Raw genomic sequence first — 17,473 nt, forward strand, 5'->3', positions numbered from 1 at the left:
TCGTTCACGTTTTGTGAACCTTCTCCAGCCCACTTTTCTTCTCCTCGAACTTCGCCCTCAGCTCAGCGTTTTCCTTTCTGAGCCTGTCGCGCTCCGCCATCATTAGCTCCTTATCCCTCAAGGCTTTCTCGTAGAACTCCCTGAGCTCTTCAATCTCGCTTTCCATCTCGCGGAGCTTTTCCTCGAGTTTTCCAATCTTCTCGCAGAGGAACTCCTCCCGGTCGGCCTTTAGTGTCTCCTCCGCCTTCGGCAGGTTTTCTCTGAGGAGGGCGTTTATATCTTTGCCCTTGATGGCTTTGAACCTCTCACGAGGAATAATGAGTTCTATCTTCATAGACCTCCACTCGCCGCAATCCATTCAAGGAATTCTTCAGGGCTCAAGATCATTATCTGATTCTCCGCCTTCTTTCTAAAGTCTTCGTCTCGCGTTATCAGGACATCACACCCCGACGCCAGTGCGGATGCCAGCGCCACAGAATCGTAAGGGTCAGTGCCGAGTTTCAACTGAAAAGAGAACGCATCAATCAGAGTCAGTTCGTTGGGAATGTAAACCTCAATACCAACGTCCTCAATCTCTTTGACCCTTTCGGGATTCAACTTGTTTCTTTTGAACACGTGGGCACTTTCCATCAGCGTGAATATCGAAACGACACCTTCAATCTTTCCGTTTTCGATAAGTTTTAAAATCTGAAGGGAGGCTTCCCACAGCTTCTCTCCAGTTTTGGGGTTCTCCTCCTTGAACCAGACGTTCAGGAGGACGTTTGTGTCGAGATAGACCCTAATCATACTCCTCCTCCCGCATCCTTCTGAGAAGTTCTACGCTGGTCATTCCCTTGGGGAGCTTTCCTTCCAGCATGCCGAGCATCCTCTCAGCGGACCCTTTTTTACCTCCCCTTTTGGACCTGATCTCCATCAGCGCGGAGAGGGTTTTCATATCAATGAGCATTTCACCACCCAGAATTTTTTCGTCGGTTTTGTATTTTAACTTTCCTCTCCAGCTCCGTCTTCCTGTCGTAGCAGGTTACATAAAAGGCCAGCAAACTCTTCCACTTCCCGTAGGGCTCGATTACTTCCCGCACGTCCCGCTCCTTCACTTCCTTCACTCTCTTCCCAAAAATCTTCGCCATTCCCCTTCTAAGTCCGAGGTCGCCAGCCGGATAGACGTTCTTCCTCAGGCCGTAGGCCAAAAAGAGCTCGGCCGTCCACTTTCCTATTCCTCTGAACTTCGTCAGGTACTTTATGGCATCTTCCACACCCCAGCCCCACAGGTCGAGGCCGAGCTTCCCTTCGAGGTAGAGTGCCGTCAGGTTCTTTATGTATTGGGCGCGGTAGCCGAGCTTCGCCTCCCTGAGCTTTTCCTCACCCAGTTGGGCTATTTCTTCTGGCCTTGGAAAGGCGTAGACCTCTCCAACCCGCTTTCCAGCGAGCATCACGAGGTTTGCAATCGTCCTCTGGGCGAAGTCGAAGCTCACCTGCTGCTGCGCTATGGCCTCCATCAGCGCCTGGTACGGGCTTGGGGCGGCAGGGACAGTTAAACCCCGGAACTCCTCGGCAAGGAATGCAAAGGGCGAATCGCTTATCTCTGCGTAGAAGGAGTCCAGGTCAGTGCCGAGGCCGAGGATGAAGAAGAGTCTTTCCTCGATGAGCCTTTTATCGCCATCATCGAGGTCCTCGGGGATTATGAAGTCCTCCCCATTGTAACCTGCCACAACCGCTTTTCCACCCGGAAGGCGGAGGGCCTGGTAAAATATCCCTCCTTCGAACTTCCAGGTGCCGTTGCGTATCATCTCATGGGCCGTCTTCTGGATGTCAACCTCAACCATCGGTCGAGCCTAACGGGGTTCTCCCTTATATCCTTTAGGGTTGAGACGTAGAGGCGCTTTCCGTCGATGGAGCGCTTGATTTGGAGTTCCCCCCTCCCCTCAAGGAACCTGAGGACGTCTTTTATCTCGTCCGCCCGGACTTCAAAGTTCTCCTTCAGGAACTCCCAGTAGGGCTCGTGGTTGGAGTACCTCGCGGCCTCGTGGACGAGCTTCCACGCTATTGCCACCTTCTCCTTCCCCTTCGCCACGCGGTAGAGCTTGACAAGGGTCTTCAAACTCATGTTAGAGAGTTTGCTTCCGATGTATAAATCACTTTTGGCCAACAGGCAAAAGATTTAAACCTTAAAGTGGTATCAATATCAGGCGGTAATGATGAGGCTGAACGTTGCCCTGACAATCCTGGTTTTGCTCATGGTGTTCCTTCCCGGCGTGAGCGCCCAGGGCGGCACCGTTTACGTTGCGAAGGTAGACGGGATGATAACCGGCTACACCGTCGACCAGTTCGACAGGTACATCACCATGGCCGAGGATGCGAACGCCGAGGCACTGATAATCGAGCTGAACACGCCAGGCGGCAGGGCCGACGCGATGCAGGCCATCGTTTCTAGAATACAGAGCTCAAAGGTTCCAGTTATAATCTACGTCCACCCCTCCGGGGGAATGGCAGCCTCTGCCGGAACATACATAGCCCTCGGGTCCCACCTCATCGCAATGACTCCCGGGACTGTCATAGGGGCCTGCCGGCCGATACTCGGCTACGGGCAGAACGGAAGCATCGTCGAGGCCCCCCCAAAGATAACCAACTTCTACGTCGCTTACATACGTGAGCTGGCCCAGATGAGCGGCAGGAACGAGACGCTGGCAGAGGAGTTCATAACCGAGGACAGGAGCGTGACGCCTGAGGAAGCGCTCAAATACGGCGTCATCGAGGTCATAGCCACCGACGTCGGTGACCTACTCCAGAAGGCGGACGGCATGGAGACGAAGCTCCCCGTTGACGGAAAGGGAAAAGTAACCCTCCGCCTCAGGGACGCCCGCCTCGTTTACATCGAGCCGTCGTTCAGGGACACGGTCGTAAAGTACATAACCGACCCAACCATCGCGTACCTGCTCATCAACATAGGCATGATAGGGCTTATATTCGGCTTCCTGACCCCCGGCTGGCACGTCCCGGAGACCATCGGCGCCATAATGCTGGTTCTCGGTCTCGTCGGGCTTGGCTACTTCGGCTACGAGAGCGCGGGGCTGGTTCTTCTGATCCTCGCAATGATATTCTTCATCGCGGAGGCGCTGACGCCTACCTTCGGCCTCTTCACGGTCGCGGGCGTGATAACCTTCATCGTCGGGGGGATAATGCTCTTCAGCGGCAGCGGGGGTGAATACCTGGTGACTGGTGAAACATACTCGATACTCAGGATAGCAATAATAGTGACGGCCGTACTCCTTGGCCTGTTCTTCCTCTTCGGCGTCGCCGCCGTGGTGCGGGCCCACAAGAGGAAGCCCGAAGCCGGGAAGGAGGAACTGGTGGGAACCGTTGGGAAGGTCGTGGAAGACCTCGATCCCGAGGGAGTCGTCAAACTCCGCGGGGAGCTCTGGAAGGCGAGGAGCAGTGATGGCAGCAGGATACCCGTGGGGGAGAAGGTGAGGGTGGTGAAGGTGGAAGGTCTCACTCTTATAGTCAAAAAAGTTGAAGGAAATGAGGAGGGATGAGGTATGGCACTTGCGAATGTCAGCAACGTGGTTCTTGCCATCGTTTTGTTGTTTGTGTTGATTATACTGGCGACGGCCATAAAGATAGTCAAGGAGTACGAGAGGGCGGTCATATTCCGCCTCGGTAGGGTCGTCGGTGCCAGAGGTCCGGGACTGTTCTTCATCATACCGATATTCGAGAAGGCAGTGATAGTCGACCTGCGTACCAGAGTTCTCGACGTCCCGGTCCAGGAGACCATAACTAAGGACAACGTGCCCGTCAGGGTCAACGCCGTCGTCTACTTCCGCGTCATAGATCCTGTCAAGGCGGTTACACAGGTCGCCAACTACATTATGGCCACCAGTCAGATAGCCCAGACGACGCTGAGGAGCGTCATCGGTCAGGCGCACCTCGATGAACTGCTGAGCGAGAGGGAGAAGCTCAACCTCCAGCTCCAGAAGATCATCGATGAGGCAACGGACCCATGGGGGATAAAGGTCTCAACAGTCGAGATAAAGGACGTCGAGCTTCCGAGTGGCATGCAGAGGGCAATGGCAAGGCAGGCTGAGGCCGAGAGGGAGAGGAGGGCCAGGATAACCCTTGCAGAGGCCGAGAGACAGGCGGCCGAGAAGCTCCGTGAGGCCGCGGAGATCATAAGCGAGCACCCGATGGCATTGCAGTTGAGAACTCTCCAGACCATAAGCGACGTCGCGAGCGACAAGAGCAACGTCATAATATTGCCGCTCCCGATGGAGATGCTCAAACTCTTCAGGAGCTTATCCGACAGTGCCGAGGCCGCTAAGCTATTCTTCAAGAACCGCGCTGCCAAAGATAGCGAAGAGAAGCATGATGCGGCCGAGTGACCTTTTCTCTTCATCCAGATTTTTTCATATCTCTTGAATCAACCGCAAAGAATAAAAGCACATGCTTATATTTAATGATTGCAAAACAAAAGTAGACTACGCGGCATTAAATCTAGCATGCCTGTACCGCTTATTCCGGAGGTGTTGACTTTGGAGGGGCGTTCGATTGTTTTCGCATCGGGAAAAGGCGGAACCGGTAAAACAACGACGGTTGCGAACCTGGGTGTCGCTCTGGCCCAGTTCGGAAAGGAAGTGATACTGCTGGACGCGGACATAACCATGGCCAACCTCAGCCTCGTCCTTGGAATGGAGGACATTCCGATAACCCTGCACGACGTCTTAGCGGGAGAGGCTGACCTCAAGGACGCCATATACGAGGGTCCGGCGGGGGTTAAGGTCATCCCCGGTGGACTGAGCCTTGAGAAGGTAAAGAAGGCCAAGCCTGAGAAGCTCAGGCAGCTCATCAGGGAGATAGGCCAGATGGCTGACTTCGTCCTCATTGATGCCCCCGCTGGACTGGAGATGACCTCGGTTACGGCACTTCTCATCGGTAAGGAGCTTATAATTGTCACCAACCCCGAGATATCGGCCATCACAGACTCCCTCAAGACCAAACTCATCGCAGAGAAACTCGGAACACTCCCGCTCGGCGCGATCCTCAACAGGGTCACCAACGAGAAGACCGAGCTCACCCAGGAGGAGATCGAGGCGATCCTTGAGGTTCCAGTTCTGACAATGATTCCGGAGGATCCGGAGGTCAAGCGCGCCAGTGCCTACGGTGTTCCCCTCGTCATCAAGAACCCGACAAGCCCAGCCGCGATAGCCATCAAGCAGCTCGCGGCCAAGCTCGCGGGCATCAAGTGGCAGGCCCCGGAGCCGGAGAGCCCGATCAAGAGAGTCTTCAAAGCGATCTTTGGAGGGAAGCGCTGATGGCCAGCGCAATTATCTACGGGATTGTCATAATCCTCATCCTCATCAACATCGTACTACTGATGCTCTACTACTCCGCCAAGAGCAATCCCTACTACGTCGTCTACGACGAGGAAACCAAGAGCGCGCTAAAGAGGCGTGTCAGCACCCTTAAGGAAGACCTTGAGAGCGAGCTCGTCGACTTCGACGTCGAGGAATGGGAGAGGACCCTCGAGGAGTCCATAGACGAAGAGGTCAGGAACCTCTGAACTTTTTTGTTCCCTTTGTTATTAAAGGTTTTTGTGGCGTTAAATTTTAAAAGAGTTCTTCTATAACCCTCAAACCGGGGGTGGGGCCCCATGAAGGTCAGACTCGGCTATCCCGATAGGATAGTCGAGGTCGATGGTGAGGCCGTCTACGTCTTCAGGGGCAGACTCGTGAGTGCCCCCCTCAAGGAGGTTGTGAGATACTACCGCGGAGAGGACGCCCTACTTCCCCCCGCGATCAGAGAGATTTCGCGAGATGTTGTTGCCGCCATTCTCAGAACAAGTGCCCTCCAGAACGAACCCTCCGCAGCTCTCCAAGCCCTGCACAGCATAAGCGGCTGATTTTTTACATCCTTCTGCAAAGATATCCTTTTTTGGAGAGCCCCTTTTCATGAGTATCGGTTAAAAAGGTTTAAGTATTCTTCTCACCATATAGATGGAACCACCCACTAAACGGATGGAACAAACCAAAGGGGGGAAAGAGAGTGAAGGCAAAGGTTAGGATACTGGACATCTACAGCGGCAGATACTCGGTATTTATAAATGAGAAGGAGGCTAGGGAAGCCAAGCTCCACCCTGATGACCTTGTGAGGCTTGAGGCCGGCAAGAAGACGGTCTACGGAAGCGTGGTTATAAGCAGTCTTATCGATGAGGGAGAGATAGGTATAAGCCGGGACATCCTCCAGCTCCACAACTTCTCAGAGGGAGAGGTCATCACCGTTCTCCCAAGCGGAACCCCTGAGAGCGTCCGCTACATAAAGAAGAAGATGAACGGCGAGAAGCTGAGAAAGGTCGAAATAGAGGCCATCGTGAGGGACATCGTCGACAGGAAGCTGAGGGACATCGAGATAAGCTCCTTTGTAACCGCACTCGAGATAAACGGCCTCGACATGGATGAGATAGCCGCTCTCACCATAGCGATGGCCGAAACCGGTGACATGCTCGACATCGACAGGAAGCCCATCATGGACGTCCACAGCATCGGCGGCGTCCCCGGAAACAAGACCAACATCCTCGTCGTGCCGATAGTTGCCGCCGCCGGACTGACCATACCCAAGACAAGCTCAAGGGCCATAACCAGCGCCGCCGGAACCGCTGATGTAGTTGAGGTCTTCGCCGACGTGAGCTTCTCCCTTGACGAGATAAAGCGTATAGTGGAGAAGGTCGGCGCGTGCCTCGTCTGGGGTGGCGCCCTGAATCTTGCCCCCGCGGACGACATAACGATAAAGGCCGAGCGCGCCCTCAGCATTGACCCGACGGGTCTGATGCTCGCGAGCATAATGTCAAAGAAATACGCCATGGGCAGCCAGTACGTCCTCATCGACATTCCGACCGGAAAGGGCGTCAAGGTTGAGTCAGTTGACCAAGCCAGGGCTCTTGCGAGGGACTTTATAGAGCTTGGAAAGAGACTCGGCCAGTACGTCGAGGTCGCTATAACCTACGGTGGCCAGCCGATAGGTCACACCGTCGGCCCGGCCCTTGAAGCGAGGGAGGCCCTCTCAGCACTCATGACGGGAACCGGCCCGGGAAGCCTCATAGAGAAGGCCACCGGACTCGCCGGCGTTCTCCTCGAGATGGGCGGCGTCGCCCCCACCGGAATGGGCAAGAAGATGGCCAAGGAGATCCTCGAGAGCGGAAAGGCCTGGGAGAAGATGAAGGAGATCATAGAGGAGCAGGGCGGAGACCCGAACATCAAGCCAGATGATATTCCCGTCGGCGACAAGACCTACACTTTCACAGCATCAACGAGCGGCTACGTCACCTCCATCGACAACAGGGCCATAACAGGGATCGCCAGGGCCGCTGGAGCGCCTGAAGACAAGGGGGCAGGAATAGAGCTCTACGTCAAGGTTGGCGAGAAGGTCAAGGAGGGTGATCCGCTCTTCACCATCCACGCGGAGAGCGAGGCCAGGCTCGATCAGGCCATAGTCTTCGCAAGGAGGACTGAGCCCATCAGAATAGAGGGCATGGTCCTCCAGAGGATTGGGAACATCTGATGATCTCCCATCTTCTCTTCTATCGATTTTTCAGAAAAGCAAAAATCAATCACTCGCGTTTTCTGTGTCTCTCGTACCAGCCCCACTCCTTCTTGGGCCCGAAGGCCCTGACTCCCTTCTCGACGAGGGTTATGCGCAGCTCCTTGGCCATCTCATGGGTTATCTCCCCTCTCTCCTCCATCCAGTTTATTATCTCGAGGGCCTCCTCGTCGGTCTCGCATCTCCTCAAGAAATCGATGACGGTGGGGCTGTACCCTGAGAAGTCCATGATCTCGTCTTCTTCTTTCAGGATCTCGCCCTCTTCCTTGGCCCTGTAAGCATCCACGGGGATTCCTTCTCCCTTGAGCTCCCTCGCGAGGGCAGGAAATGTCTCCTCGAACTCTTGTCTATCATATTCCTGCCAGGCGAAGTCATCGACGGGCCGCTTCTTTTTCTTCTCTTCCATCCTCCACACCTAGTCTAGTTTGGACTCAAGGGTTTATAAATCATGGGTAGAACTCTTTCCCATGAAGGGCTCTTACTTCCTCGTCATACGGCTCGGTAGAGACCGAAACGTGAGGACCAGGGGACGAGAGTTTCGCCTGAAGGAGGGTTACTACGTCTATGTGGGCTCTGCCATGAACTCCCTTGAAAAGCGCGTCGCCAGGCATTTCTCGAAGGAAAAGAAGTTGCACTGGCACATAGACCACCTGCTGAATGAGGCGGAGCTTTTGAGGGCATATCTGGTTCCGAGTGAGGAGAGACTTGAGGAGAGACTTTCACTGGAAGTAGCACGGTACGGAGAGCCGGTGAATGGCTTCGGTGCTGGAGACATCAAGCTCAACACGAACCTCTACCGCTTCGAAGAAGAGCCGGACGATGTCCTACGGGCTATCCTAGAGGGGCTCGGACTGAAGTGGAAAAGGGTTAAAAGCAGGGAAGAGGTTATAGAGTTCGGTGGGAGAAAATGAAGCCCAAGATCGGTAAGGTTGAATCCTACATTCACGAAAAGCTCGAAAGGGAAAAACTTCACTTCGTGCTCCTCGATCCGGATGACGTTGACCCCGAAACGGCTGGGAAGATAGCCGAGATGAGCGAAGAAATCGGCGTTGACGCAATAATGATAGGTGGTTCAACCGGAGCTGAGGGGGAAGTTCTGGACGGCGTCGTTAGGGCCATAAAGGAGTCCTCTTCGCTGCCGACGATACTCTTCCCGGGCTCCCACGGAGGGATAAGCAAATACGCAGACGCGATATTTTTCATGAGCCTCCTCAACTCGACGAACCCCTTCTTTATCACCGGCGCCCAGGCCCTGGGGGCGTTCCAAGTAAAGCGCTACGGCATAGAACCCATTCCAATGGCATATCTCATAGTCGAGCCCGGAGAAACCGTCGGCTGGGTCGGCGATGCGAAGCCGATACCGAGGCACAAGCCCAAGATAGCCGCTGCCTACGCCTTGGCCGGCCAGTATCTCGGTATGCGACTCGTCTACCTCGAGGCTGGAAGCGGTGCGCCACAGCCGGTGCCGCCCGAGATGATAGCGGTCGTCAAGAAAGTCATAGATGTTCCGCTGATAGTCGGCGGCGGTATACGAACCGGGGAACAGGCCAGGGCAGCCGTGAAAGCTGGGGCGGACATAATAGTAACGGGGACCGCCATAGAAAAGGCTGGCTCCATGGATAAGGCCGAGGAAAAGCTTGAGGAGCTGAACAGGGGTATAAAGGGATGAGGCTCAGGCCTCGGAGAGAACCTTAAAGGTTATCCTTCCGTTCTTGATTATCTTTTTGAGCTCCGAGAGGAGCTTTGGGGCGTCGTCCTCGACGATCTCCATCCTGATCTCGCTGATGCCATTAGAGGTGGGCGGGAGGAAGTGTATGTCCCTAATCTTGCCCCTAACCTTGGAATATAAACGGCTTAGAATCTTTCCCCTCCCCTCGTAGGGCAATTTTATGTCGAGTTCAACAATTTGCATGTCTATCACCGCATTATTCTATGAAAAAAGCCCCATAAAACCTTTTTCATGAACGGGAATTATTGGTTCCTTTAGAGAATATTCTCCTAGGTTATACGAGGTTCCGAAAGATTTATCCCTTACCACTTCGATTTACATCGTGGTGAAACTCATGCGCGCATTTATCTCCCTCGACCTTGAGGGGTTGCCGTACATAGTCAGCAGGGAGCACCTCTTCGTCAAGGGAGCCCTGTACGCTGAGGCGAGGAGGATAGCGACTGAGATCGTAAAAACCCTTGCCAGAGCGCTCCACGAGAACGGTTTTGACGAAGTTGTAGTGGCCGACAGCCACGGGCCGATGGTGAACGTCCTGCCGGAGGAGATGCCGGAGTATGTCGAGCTCGTCAGAGGCTTTCCGAGGCCGCTGAGCATGGTGGCCTTCGCGAAGGGGAGCGACGCGGCCCTCTTCCTGGGCTACCACGCCAAGGCTGGCACTGGCTACGCCACCTTCGACCACACATACAGTGGGGCGAGCGTGGACAGGCTCGAGATAAACGGCGTGGAGGTGAGCGAGTTCCTTCTGAACTCTTACCTCCTCGGGAGCTGGGGAATCCCCGTCATCCTCGTGGGGGGAGACAGGAGGCTCATAGAGACAGACGTGAGGAACCACGCCCCGTGGGTCGTTGGAATTCCCTTCAAGGAAGCGTCCTCGCGCTACGCCGCCAAGAGCCCCAGCATGGCGAGGGTAAAGGGCATGCTCGAGGCAGGCGTGAGGGAGGCGGTTGAAAGGCTGAAAACTGGGAAAGCAAAGCCATTGGTAACCGAAGAACCTGTACACGTTATCCTGCGCTTCTTGAACAGCGCCTTTGCCGACGCGGCCGAGCTCCTGCCGGCAGTGAAGCGCGTCGATGGAAAGACCGTGGAGTTCGAGGCGGAAAAGGTTGAAGACGCATACAGGATATTCGAGCTCCTTACCCTGGCTGCCGCCGGCGTTAACGCAGTGGTCACGAGGTAAAGCTTAAGTTACGGAGGTGCAAAAGGGTAACGCCCCCGGGAAACCGCGGGGGATGAGCGCCTCGGCGAGCCGTGAGTCCCCTTCGCTCCCCGGGGGCACAGCTCACCTGAGTGCCCAATTAAGTCAAGTAGTGGGGCTCAGTAGCGGTAGTCCGAATAGCCGTCGAAGTAGTTTTTCCTTCCGCCCTTCTTGCTCCTTCCATTGTTTCTCTTTCCGCTGCCACTGCCGTAATTCCTGGAGCGGCTGGAGTTTCTGGAGTAGTTCCTTGAACCGGGATGTCCCTGGCTCCTCTCGTACCTCTCGCGGTACTCGCGCGGTATCTCCTCGCTCAACTCCGACTTCCTAATCTCGACGCCCGCCTGCTGGGCGATGTAGCGGAGCCTTCTGAACTCGCCGGGCATGATGAATGTTACAGCCCTTCCCTTTTTGCCCATCCTACCTGTCCTGCCTATCCTGTGGACGTAGTCTTCAGCCGTCATGGGCAGGGAGTAGTTGACGATGTGGCTGATGTCCTGCACGTCAAGGCCCCTCGCGGCGACGTCGGTAGCGACCAAAACTTTTGTCTTCTTGTTCTTGAAGCGCCAGAAGGTCCTCTCCCTGGCGGCTTGGCTCATGTCGCCGTTTAAAGCCTCGGCCCTGTAGCCGTTGCTCCTAAGCCTCTCGCTCAGCTCATGCGTTTCCCTCTTTGTGGCGCAGAAGACTATGCCGTAAAAGTCCTCGTTGCCGTCGAGTATCTTCTTCAGCACAGTGAACTTTCTGGCCGGGACTACCTCAAGGTACTCCTGGTCGACCATCTCGGGCACAAGCTCGTCGCTGCTGACGCTTATGACCTCATAATCACCCATGTAGCGCCTGGCAAGCCTCTTGATCTCGGGCGGCATAGTTGCCGAGAACATGAGAACCCTCTTCTGCTCCGGCGTCTCCCTGAATATCGCCTCGATGTCGTCTATGAAGCCCATGTCGAGCATCCTGTCGGCCTCGTCGAGGATGAAGAACTTAACGCCGCTCAGATCAAGGGTGCCGCGCCTTATGTGGTCGAGAACCCTTCCGGGGGTTCCAACAACAACGTGGGTGCCCCTCTCAAGGGCCCTTATCTGCGGGCCTATCGGCTGGCCGCCGTAGACCGCGTAGACGTAAACCCTCTTCCTCCCGCGGAGGCTCTTGATCTCGTCCGCCACCTGGAGGGCTAATTCCCTCGTCGGGGTAAGGATTATCGCCTGGACTCCCCTCTCCCTCGGGTCAATCGCCTCGATTATCGGAAGCGCAAAAGCTGCTGTCTTTCCAGTTCCGGTCTGGGACTGGCCGATTATATCTGTCTCCCCGCTCAAAAGACGCGGTATGACCTCCCTCTGGATGTCGGTTGGCTGTGAGAAGCCTTTTTGCCTTACCGCCACTAACGTGGCCTCAGATAAACCCAATTTTTCAAAACTCATTTTCCTAACTCCTTACGTTGCTCAAACGCATTCCTTCTCAAACGGAACGCGCCGAGAAGAAACGCGATCTGGCGGGCCGGGGGGGATTCGAACCCCCGACCACGGGATTAAGAGTCCCGCGCTCTAACCATGCTGAGCTACCGGCCCTCAACCCGAAACCATAGACGGGAGGTGCATTTATAAATTTTTCGGTCGGTTCCGGGCGCAGAGGCGACAGAAAAATTTATAAAGCCTCCATGAGCCTTATAGTTTGGCGACGCGGGGGTTGCCAAGCCTGGTCAAAGGCGCGGGATTGAGGGTCCCGTCCCGTAGGGGTTCCGGGGTTCAAATCCCCGCCCCCGCACCACAACAGCCCTTGCTTGCGCAAGCGCTGGCGGAAAATTATGTGCCTTCTCTACAATGTTCGGATTCTGAAAGGGTTTTTACTCGCTTGCTCCTTTGATGAGTGTTTCACTCCCTAAAGCGCGCCCTTAGGGCGCTGATTAAAGTTGAAACTGCTTAAAGAGTGTGGTTTAATGTTAAACCCCTTAAAACTTGCTCTTGGACAGGGCACGACTGGTCTTTTGCTCTTTTCTTCAGAAGGGCACTCTTTGATCAAACTTTACTCTGCAAAGTTTGTTTGCCGAGCAAAAGTTTCATCAAAGTTCATAGCTCCTTTGGAAAGCCATTCATGAAAGTTTTCTACTTGAAGCCCATTGTCTTGATTGTTTTGGGAGAGAACCCCCTTAGGAACTCATTTTAAAGAGGTTTACACCAAAAAGACGCCTGAGAGTGCCATAACAAAAGGAGAAGCATTCGTTCACTGTCCGTTCGTCCAGAACCTCCTCAGGTAGAGCCTCATCCGCCCGAGGTCAACGGGCCGCATAGTCTCGACCATCCAGTCCGGCAGGTCCTTCCTTATTCCGCGCCAGAGCAGGCGGTAGTCGAGGACGATTATGCTCCCCTTCTCCTCGGCCGAGCGGTGAACCCTTCCAGCTGCTTGAACCAGCTTTCTGTGGGCGGGAAGGAAATAGCCGTAGTAGCGCCCTTTCTCCGGGAACTTCCTCTCGAAATAGCGTATCTGCGCCTGAACCCTCGGGGTCGGCCTCGCGTAGGGTATCCCAACTAAGATAACCCCGTTCATCTCATCCCCGGAGTAATCCTGACCCTCGCTGTTTCTGCCCCCCATGACGCCGAGCAGAACCGCGCCGTTGCCCTTCGCGTGGGCCTTGAAAGCCCTCACGAGGGAGTCGTTCTCGGCGGATGAAACACCCTGCTTCTCAACGAACACTGCCTTCCCAGTTTCCTCAAGGCGAACCTGCAGGTTGGCCGAAAGAAGCCCTTGAAGAACCTCATACGATGCCGTAAAAACGCCGACGTTCTTGGGGATTATCTTCGCCGCCTCGACTATGTAGTCCACCATCTTCCTGTAAACCTGAAGCGACCGCTCCTCTCCGCGCGTCGAGACGTCCTTTGCAACCAACACCTGCGCGTTTTCGCTCTTTACCATGCGTGGGAACTTCTTAAGTCGGGCGTTCTCGATGCCCATAATATCCCTGAAGGCCTCAAGGGGTGTGAGTGTCCCGGACATGAAGATTGCACTCTGGACATCCCGGATGAAGCCGAGGGCCTTCGAGGGGTCGAGGGCAACGAGTTCAAGGCTCAGACCCCGGTCCCTGCTCAGAATGAAGAGGTAGTCCTCCCTCCCTATCAACGACAGCCACAGAAGGAGGAACTCACCAACGCGACCAATGTAGGAGCGCGGCGGCTTGCCCTTCTCTATCCTGTCTTCCCTTATCGAGTCCCCAACAGCAACCATGTCGTTGAGCGTCTTGACGAGCCAGCGCGTGTCGAAGTTGAGAACGCTGACGACGTGCTCGAAGACGAGTTCGGGCTGAATAGGCGTCTCCTGGACATCCTTGCTTCCAAGCTTCTCCTGGAAGAGAATCTCAAGTCCCCTGCCGAAGATGCTGAGGAAGTTTGCTATCTCGTGCTCGTTGTACTCGTCGGCCTCCTTTATGGCCCTGTTCACAGTGTTTATGCTGATTTTGTCGCTCAAAGCCGAAATCGCCTGATCTGGAAGGTTATGGGCCTCGTCGAAAACCACTATGAGGTCGGAGTAATCCATATCGAGTGAGCTGATGAAGTTCTCCCTTATCGAGGGACTGAGGAGGTAGAGGTAGCTCGCCACTATCACATCGGCTTTCTCGGCCATACGCTTAGTCAAATCGTAGGGACAAAGTTCGAGTGTTTCGGCGTAGCTCAGAATCTCCGCTGGGTGGCTGGGGCTTTCAAGGAAGAAGCGCACAAGCTCATCAAATTCGGCCTTTTTCTTCTTCTCGTTCTCGTAGAAGGGGCACTTTCCGAGCTTCTTCAGGTTCTTGCACACAACCATGGCGGTGTAGGCATCGGTCGTGAACTGGGTGAGGTAATTGTGGAGGCACAGCTCCTTCCTGCTCCTGAGCTCGACGCCAGAGACAGGGTTCTTCCCGCTTATGGCCTTGAGCTCCTCTACAACCCTGTCCATCTGCCTGTGGGTTCTCGCGAGGTAGAGTACCTTGTAGCCCTCTTCCTTGGCGTAGGGGAGTATCCCGGCCAAAACACTCACCGTCTTTCCGAAGCCTGTGGGAGCTTCTATTATCGCGTTCTCCCCGTTCCTAACCGCCTCTGACACCAGCTCTATGAACTCCCGCTGGTTTGGCCTCAGGCCCCTGTAGGGAAAGTACTCGAATGCGTCGCTGGGTTCGCTCATGGGAAAGAGTTTTAACGGCTCTCTTTTAACTTTTCCCCAGGTGGAAATAATGGACGAGAGAACTAGCAGGCTCATTGAATATACGGCTGAGGCTCTCCTAGTCTCTTGGCTGAGCTACCTGTTCTTCTACCAGAACTACCTCCTCTACAGATGGCACCGCGGGCTTCCGCTGCCCTCAAAGACCCCGTTCATTATCGCGGGGATAATCGTGGGAGCGTTGCTGTTCTTGTACGAATGGTTCAAGTTCGAGAGGGAACTTGAAAAAAAGCACCGCACTGCCTCGGAATCGGCCGCCCCGGACGTTTCAATGGATTAGAGCTCAATCCCCACAAACAGCACTCCCGAGGAAAAGCCGGGGGAAAGGAGCACGGGGAGCAGCGGAGATATCACTCGCTAACCTCCACCATGTAATCCCCCTTTGGGTTCATCCCCCAAACTCGTCCTCCCCAACTTCAAGAACGTTCTTATCGACCTCTGTTATGAGGCTCTCAGACTCCGACTCGTACTCTACTCCCCTCACAATGTTGTTCTCAACGGCGACGATGAACCTGCTCCTGCCGTTTTTCCCGGTCAGCTTAAAGCTGGAGGCACCCAAGTTGAAGCGGACGTACCTGAGCGTGTGCGGGAGCAGGGACGGGCTGAAGTCCCGTATCACAAAGTTTCTCGGGGAACAACGGTCCTCGTGGCCACTATGTGGTAGCTCTCCGCCAGAAAAGCCAGCTTCCTGCCGAGTCCCCGCCGATTTTTAAAGTTGGCGGAGGGGAAGGAAGAACAGAAGGGGAGAAATCAGAGCTTGAGCTCCGGAATCTCTTCGAGAACCTTGACGGTCAACTTAACCGCGGCATCAACGTCCCTCTCGTCAACCACTTCGGTGTTCGAGTGGATGTACCTTGCCGGAATGCTTATTCCGCCCGTCGGGACGCCCGCCTTGTTGAGGTGGATGGCTCCGGCGTCGGTTCCGCCACCGAGGAGGATGTCCCACTGGTAGGGAATCTCGTGCTTCTTTGCCAGCTCCTCCATCCAGCGAACTATCGTCGGGTGGCAGATGACCGAGCGGTCCATTATTTTTATGGCGACGCCCTTTCCGAGCTGGGTTACCTGCTTGTGCTCCGGCGTGCCAGGAACGTCGGCCGCTATGGTTACATCCAAGGCGAAGCCGTAGTCCGGGTCGATTCCGAAGGCCGAAACCTTGGCACCGCGGAGGCCGACCTCCTCCTGGACGGTTGCAACGAAGTAGACATCCGCATCGGTCTTGGCTAGCTGTCTGGCGGCCTCAACGAGGATGTAGACGGCTATCCTGTCGTCGTGGGCGATGCTGACCAGACGGTGCTTTCCAAGGCGCTCCAGGCGGCCGTCCCAGGTGATGACGGTGCCTATCTTGACGCCCATCTCCTCGGCCTCTTCCTTGCTCTCCGCCCCAACGTCAATGAAGACCTGGTCCCAGGTCGGGGCCTTGCTTCTCTCCTCTGGTTTCTGGATGTGCGGCGGAACGCTTCCGCCAACGCCGTAGATGTACTCGTTCGGCCCAACCCAGACCTTGAAGCGCTGGGCTATCAGCGTCCTCGGGTCAACGCCGCCGACCGGTGCAACCCTCAAAAAGCCGTTCTTCTCTATGTGTGTGACCATGAGGCCTATCTGGTCCATATGACCCGCGAGCATGACCTTCGGCCCGGAACCCTTCTTGTGAGCTATAACGTTACCGAGCTTGTCGACCTTTATCTCGTCAACGTAGGGCTTGAAAGCCTCGATGACGACGTCCCTTACTCCAAGGAACTCGTAGCCGGTAACGCCCGGTGCCTCTATAATCCTCTTCAGCAGTTCGAAGTCAACCATTTCCATCACCTTCCGTTTAGATTTCCATCTAAATGTGGGGTGAAAGATATTTAAGGTTTTAGGTACCCACGGCTGACTCAGCCCGTCCTGAAAGGGACTTTCAGAAAAGTAGGCCCATATCACGTCACCCCCGTGCACTCGACCTCACAGCGCACCTGTCGAGCCACCGTTTAGGAGTACCTTAAAGTTAAAAACGCCTTCCGGCCTAATACCGTCCATGAGAAAGCCCGTACTGCTGGAGCTCAACGTCGTCCCCTGCACTTTCATCGAGAGGCTCAACCGCTTCGTCGCTTTGGTTGATGTCAAAGGGGAAACCAGAAAAGCTCTTATCACAAACACCGGCCGCTTGGAAGAGTTCATGACCCCCGGTAGGAAGGCATTCTGCACCCCGAAGAGCGGGGGAAAGACGGACTTTGTCCTGGTGGCTTTTGAGGACCTGGGCGGAAGGGGTGCGGTGATAGACACTAGGACCCAGGCCAAAGCCTTCGAAAGGGCCCTTGAGCTAAACCTCGTCCCATGGCTCAAAGACTGCAGGATAAAGCGAAAGGAGGTACGGACTGGGAAGTCCCGCCTCGATTACCTCTTCGAGTGCCCCGACGGGGAGATCCACGCTGAAATGAAGAGCGCCGTGCTGAGGGGTGGAGATAGGGGAGAGTACGCCATGTACCCGGACTGTCCCTCAACGCGGGGCCAGAAGCATATAAGGGAGCTTATAGGACTCTCAAAGGAAGGCAAGAGGACGATGATATTCTTCATCGGGGCGATGCCGGGGGTGGAGAAGTTCACACCCTACGAAAAGGGAGACCCGGAGATAGCGCGCCTTCTGAAAGAGGCTAGGAAGGCCGGAGTTGAAATCCATGCCTTGAGCATCTCACTCCTCCCGGACGGCAGGGTAGTCCTTGAGAGACCGAGCCTTGAGGTCGAGCTGAGGGAGGATTTTTAAAGATCACACCCCACTTTTCAAAGGGGAAAGGCCCCATGAG

Annotated in this window: 22 protein-coding genes and 2 tRNA genes; 12 read left to right on the top strand and 12 right to left on the bottom strand. The window is 55.1% G+C overall.

Annotated features, from left to right (window positions below; translation table 11 throughout):
• Positions 1 to 4: 4 nt before the first annotated feature.
• The 5 genes from A3L08_RS09155 to A3L08_RS09170 are packed head-to-tail and all read right to left on the bottom strand — an operon-like array spanning position 5 to position 2,104.
• Positions 5 to 334, bottom strand: coding sequence for a restriction endonuclease subunit S domain-containing protein (locus A3L08_RS09155; protein ID WP_088854715.1), 330 nt, complete (start codon positions 332 to 334; stop codon positions 5 to 7).
• A complete protein-coding gene (locus A3L08_RS09160; protein ID WP_088854716.1) occupies positions 331 to 786 on the bottom strand; it encodes a type II toxin-antitoxin system VapC family toxin in 456 nt (151 codons plus the stop codon). The genes A3L08_RS09155 and A3L08_RS09160 overlap by 4 nt, the downstream gene beginning before the upstream one ends.
• Positions 779 to 946, bottom strand: coding sequence for a hypothetical protein (locus A3L08_RS10025; protein ID WP_198362118.1), 168 nt, complete (start codon positions 944 to 946; stop codon positions 779 to 781). The genes A3L08_RS09160 and A3L08_RS10025 overlap by 8 nt, the downstream gene beginning before the upstream one ends.
• Before the next feature lies 1 nt (position 947).
• Positions 948 to 1,823 (bottom strand): DNA-3-methyladenine glycosylase family protein, encoded by an 876-nt coding sequence (locus A3L08_RS09165; protein WP_088854717.1) that lies wholly within the window; start codon positions 1,821 to 1,823, stop codon positions 948 to 950.
• Positions 1,784 to 2,104, bottom strand: a complete 321-nt coding sequence (locus A3L08_RS09170) for a hypothetical protein (RefSeq protein WP_088854718.1) — start codon at positions 2,102 to 2,104, stop codon at positions 1,784 to 1,786. The genes A3L08_RS09165 and A3L08_RS09170 overlap by 40 nt, the downstream gene beginning before the upstream one ends.
• Before the next feature lie 91 nt (positions 2,105 to 2,195).
• Between A3L08_RS09170 and A3L08_RS09175 the strand changes: the two genes are divergently transcribed.
• From A3L08_RS09175 to A3L08_RS09200, 6 genes are all read left to right on the top strand, one after another.
• Positions 2,196 to 3,533 (top strand): NfeD family protein, encoded by a 1,338-nt coding sequence (locus A3L08_RS09175; RefSeq protein WP_088854719.1) that lies wholly within the window; start codon positions 2,196 to 2,198, stop codon positions 3,531 to 3,533.
• A gap of 3 nt (positions 3,534 to 3,536) precedes the next feature.
• Entirely contained in the window at positions 3,537 to 4,376 is an 840-nt protein-coding gene (locus tag A3L08_RS09180) for a slipin family protein (protein WP_088854720.1), read from the top strand.
• 150 nt (positions 4,377 to 4,526) lie between these two features.
• A complete protein-coding gene (gene minD, locus A3L08_RS09185) occupies positions 4,527 to 5,306 on the top strand; it encodes a cell division ATPase MinD (protein ID WP_088854721.1) in 780 nt (259 codons plus the stop codon).
• On the top strand, positions 5,306 to 5,554 hold the full coding sequence (locus A3L08_RS09190) for a hypothetical protein (protein WP_198362119.1): 249 nt from the start codon (positions 5,306 to 5,308) through the stop codon (positions 5,552 to 5,554). Before minD ends, A3L08_RS09190 begins: the two co-directional genes overlap by 1 nt.
• 90 nt (positions 5,555 to 5,644) lie before the next feature.
• Positions 5,645 to 5,893, top strand: a complete 249-nt coding sequence (locus A3L08_RS09195; RefSeq protein WP_088854722.1) for a hypothetical protein — start codon at positions 5,645 to 5,647, stop codon at positions 5,891 to 5,893.
• Positions 5,894 to 6,036: 143 nt separating this feature from the next.
• Complete coding sequence (locus A3L08_RS09200; protein WP_088854723.1) at positions 6,037 to 7,548, top strand: AMP phosphorylase; 1,512 nt, start codon at positions 6,037 to 6,039, stop codon at positions 7,546 to 7,548.
• A 49-nt stretch (positions 7,549 to 7,597) separates the two neighbouring features.
• On the opposite strand, the gene A3L08_RS09205 is transcribed toward A3L08_RS09200, so the two are convergent.
• On the bottom strand, positions 7,598 to 7,993 hold the full coding sequence (locus A3L08_RS09205) for a DUF2095 family protein (protein WP_088854724.1): 396 nt from the start codon (positions 7,991 to 7,993) through the stop codon (positions 7,598 to 7,600).
• Between the two features lie 61 nt (positions 7,994 to 8,054).
• Between A3L08_RS09205 and A3L08_RS09210 the strand changes: the two genes are divergently transcribed.
• Positions 8,055 to 8,498: a GIY-YIG nuclease family protein gene (locus A3L08_RS09210; RefSeq protein ID WP_088854725.1), complete on the top strand. Its 444-nt coding sequence runs from the start codon at positions 8,055 to 8,057 to the stop codon at positions 8,496 to 8,498.
• A complete protein-coding gene (locus A3L08_RS09215; protein WP_088854726.1) occupies positions 8,495 to 9,256 on the top strand; it encodes a geranylgeranylglyceryl/heptaprenylglyceryl phosphate synthase in 762 nt (253 codons plus the stop codon). Before A3L08_RS09210 ends, A3L08_RS09215 begins: the two co-directional genes overlap by 4 nt.
• 3 nt (positions 9,257 to 9,259) lie before the next feature.
• On the opposite strand, the gene A3L08_RS09220 is transcribed toward A3L08_RS09215, so the two are convergent.
• The gene (locus tag A3L08_RS09220) at positions 9,260 to 9,499 is read right to left on the bottom strand and encodes a hypothetical protein (protein ID WP_088854727.1); all 240 of its coding nucleotides are present in this window, start codon (positions 9,497 to 9,499) and stop codon (positions 9,260 to 9,262) included.
• Between the two features lie 151 nt (positions 9,500 to 9,650).
• Between A3L08_RS09220 and A3L08_RS09225 the strand changes: the two genes are divergently transcribed.
• Entirely contained in the window at positions 9,651 to 10,493 is an 843-nt protein-coding gene (locus A3L08_RS09225; RefSeq protein WP_088854728.1) for a M55 family metallopeptidase, read from the top strand.
• A gap of 137 nt (positions 10,494 to 10,630) precedes the next feature.
• On the opposite strand, the gene A3L08_RS09230 is transcribed toward A3L08_RS09225, so the two are convergent.
• Complete coding sequence (locus A3L08_RS09230; RefSeq protein ID WP_232461727.1) at positions 10,631 to 11,926, bottom strand: DEAD/DEAH box helicase; 1,296 nt, start codon at positions 11,924 to 11,926, stop codon at positions 10,631 to 10,633.
• Positions 11,927 to 11,995: 69 nt separating this feature from the next.
• Positions 11,996 to 12,073 (bottom strand) — tRNA-Lys (locus tag A3L08_RS09235).
• A gap of 111 nt (positions 12,074 to 12,184) precedes the next feature.
• Between A3L08_RS09235 and A3L08_RS09240 the strand changes: the two genes are divergently transcribed.
• Positions 12,185 to 12,272: transfer RNA gene (locus A3L08_RS09240), tRNA-Leu, on the top strand.
• 453 nt (positions 12,273 to 12,725) lie between these two features.
• On the opposite strand, the gene A3L08_RS09245 is transcribed toward A3L08_RS09240, so the two are convergent.
• Positions 12,726 to 14,657 (bottom strand): helicase C-terminal domain-containing protein, encoded by a 1,932-nt coding sequence (locus tag A3L08_RS09245; protein ID WP_088854942.1) that lies wholly within the window; start codon positions 14,655 to 14,657, stop codon positions 12,726 to 12,728.
• 49 nt (positions 14,658 to 14,706) lie between these two features.
• Between A3L08_RS09245 and A3L08_RS09250 the strand changes: the two genes are divergently transcribed.
• A complete protein-coding gene (locus A3L08_RS09250) occupies positions 14,707 to 14,973 on the top strand; it encodes a hypothetical protein (protein WP_088854729.1) in 267 nt (88 codons plus the stop codon).
• A gap of 108 nt (positions 14,974 to 15,081) precedes the next feature.
• Here the strand turns inward: A3L08_RS09250 and A3L08_RS09255 are convergent, their stop codons facing one another.
• Together A3L08_RS09255 and A3L08_RS09260 are read right to left on the bottom strand one after the other, a co-directional pair.
• Entirely contained in the window at positions 15,082 to 15,312 is a 231-nt protein-coding gene (locus A3L08_RS09255) for a hypothetical protein (RefSeq protein ID WP_088854730.1), read from the bottom strand.
• A 131-nt stretch (positions 15,313 to 15,443) separates the two neighbouring features.
• On the bottom strand, positions 15,444 to 16,490 hold the full coding sequence (locus A3L08_RS09260; RefSeq protein WP_088854731.1) for a M42 family metallopeptidase: 1,047 nt from the start codon (positions 16,488 to 16,490) through the stop codon (positions 15,444 to 15,446).
• A 217-nt stretch (positions 16,491 to 16,707) separates the two neighbouring features.
• On the opposite strand from A3L08_RS09260, the gene sfsA reads away from it, so the two are divergent.
• The gene (gene sfsA, locus A3L08_RS09265) at positions 16,708 to 17,433 is read left to right on the top strand and encodes a DNA/RNA nuclease SfsA (protein ID WP_088854732.1); all 726 of its coding nucleotides are present in this window, start codon (positions 16,708 to 16,710) and stop codon (positions 17,431 to 17,433) included.
• The last annotated feature ends 40 nt before the right edge of the window (positions 17,434 to 17,473 follow it).

It is taken from the genome of Thermococcus pacificus (genome assembly GCF_002214485.1).
In the GTDB taxonomy this organism is placed as follows: Archaea; Methanobacteriota_B; Thermococci; order Thermococcales; family Thermococcaceae; genus Thermococcus; species Thermococcus pacificus.

Excerpts from the sequence above, each read along its gene's own strand:
- A3L08_RS09260 (WP_088854731.1), bottom strand. The coding sequence starts at position 16,490 with ATGGTTGACTTCGAACTGCTGAAGAGGATTATAGAGGCACCGGGCGTT.
- A3L08_RS09170 (WP_088854718.1), bottom strand. The coding sequence starts at position 2,104 with ATGAGTTTGAAGACCCTTGTCAAGCTCTACCGCGTGGCGAAGGGGAAG.
- A3L08_RS09190 (WP_198362119.1), top strand. The coding sequence starts at position 5,306 with ATGGCCAGCGCAATTATCTACGGGATTGTCATAATCCTCATCCTCATC.
- A3L08_RS09175 (WP_088854719.1), top strand. The coding sequence starts at position 2,196 with ATGAGGCTGAACGTTGCCCTGACAATCCTGGTTTTGCTCATGGTGTTC.
- A3L08_RS09245 (WP_088854942.1), bottom strand. The coding sequence starts at position 14,657 with ATGAGCGAACCCAGCGACGCATTCGAGTACTTTCCCTACAGGGGCCTG.
- A3L08_RS09230 (WP_232461727.1), bottom strand. The coding sequence starts at position 11,926 with ATGAGTTTTGAAAAATTGGGTTTATCTGAGGCCACGTTAGTGGCGGTA.
- A3L08_RS09250 (WP_088854729.1), top strand. The coding sequence starts at position 14,707 with ATGGACGAGAGAACTAGCAGGCTCATTGAATATACGGCTGAGGCTCTC.
- A3L08_RS09225 (WP_088854728.1), top strand. The coding sequence starts at position 9,651 with ATGCGCGCATTTATCTCCCTCGACCTTGAGGGGTTGCCGTACATAGTC.
- A3L08_RS09195 (WP_088854722.1), top strand. The coding sequence starts at position 5,645 with ATGAAGGTCAGACTCGGCTATCCCGATAGGATAGTCGAGGTCGATGGT.
- A3L08_RS09215 (WP_088854726.1), top strand. The coding sequence starts at position 8,495 with ATGAAGCCCAAGATCGGTAAGGTTGAATCCTACATTCACGAAAAGCTC.
- A3L08_RS09220 (WP_088854727.1), bottom strand. The coding sequence starts at position 9,499 with ATGCAAATTGTTGAACTCGACATAAAATTGCCCTACGAGGGGAGGGGA.
- sfsA (WP_088854732.1), top strand. The coding sequence starts at position 16,708 with ATGAGAAAGCCCGTACTGCTGGAGCTCAACGTCGTCCCCTGCACTTTC.
- A3L08_RS09205 (WP_088854724.1), bottom strand. The coding sequence starts at position 7,993 with ATGGAAGAGAAGAAAAAGAAGCGGCCCGTCGATGACTTCGCCTGGCAG.
- A3L08_RS10025 (WP_198362118.1), bottom strand. The coding sequence starts at position 946 with ATGCTCATTGATATGAAAACCCTCTCCGCGCTGATGGAGATCAGGTCC.
- A3L08_RS09210 (WP_088854725.1), top strand. The coding sequence starts at position 8,055 with ATGAAGGGCTCTTACTTCCTCGTCATACGGCTCGGTAGAGACCGAAAC.
- A3L08_RS09180 (WP_088854720.1), top strand. The coding sequence starts at position 3,537 with ATGGCACTTGCGAATGTCAGCAACGTGGTTCTTGCCATCGTTTTGTTG.
- A3L08_RS09160 (WP_088854716.1), bottom strand. The coding sequence starts at position 786 with ATGATTAGGGTCTATCTCGACACAAACGTCCTCCTGAACGTCTGGTTC.
- A3L08_RS09155 (WP_088854715.1), bottom strand. The coding sequence starts at position 334 with ATGAAGATAGAACTCATTATTCCTCGTGAGAGGTTCAAAGCCATCAAG.
- A3L08_RS09165 (WP_088854717.1), bottom strand. The coding sequence starts at position 1,823 with ATGGTTGAGGTTGACATCCAGAAGACGGCCCATGAGATGATACGCAAC.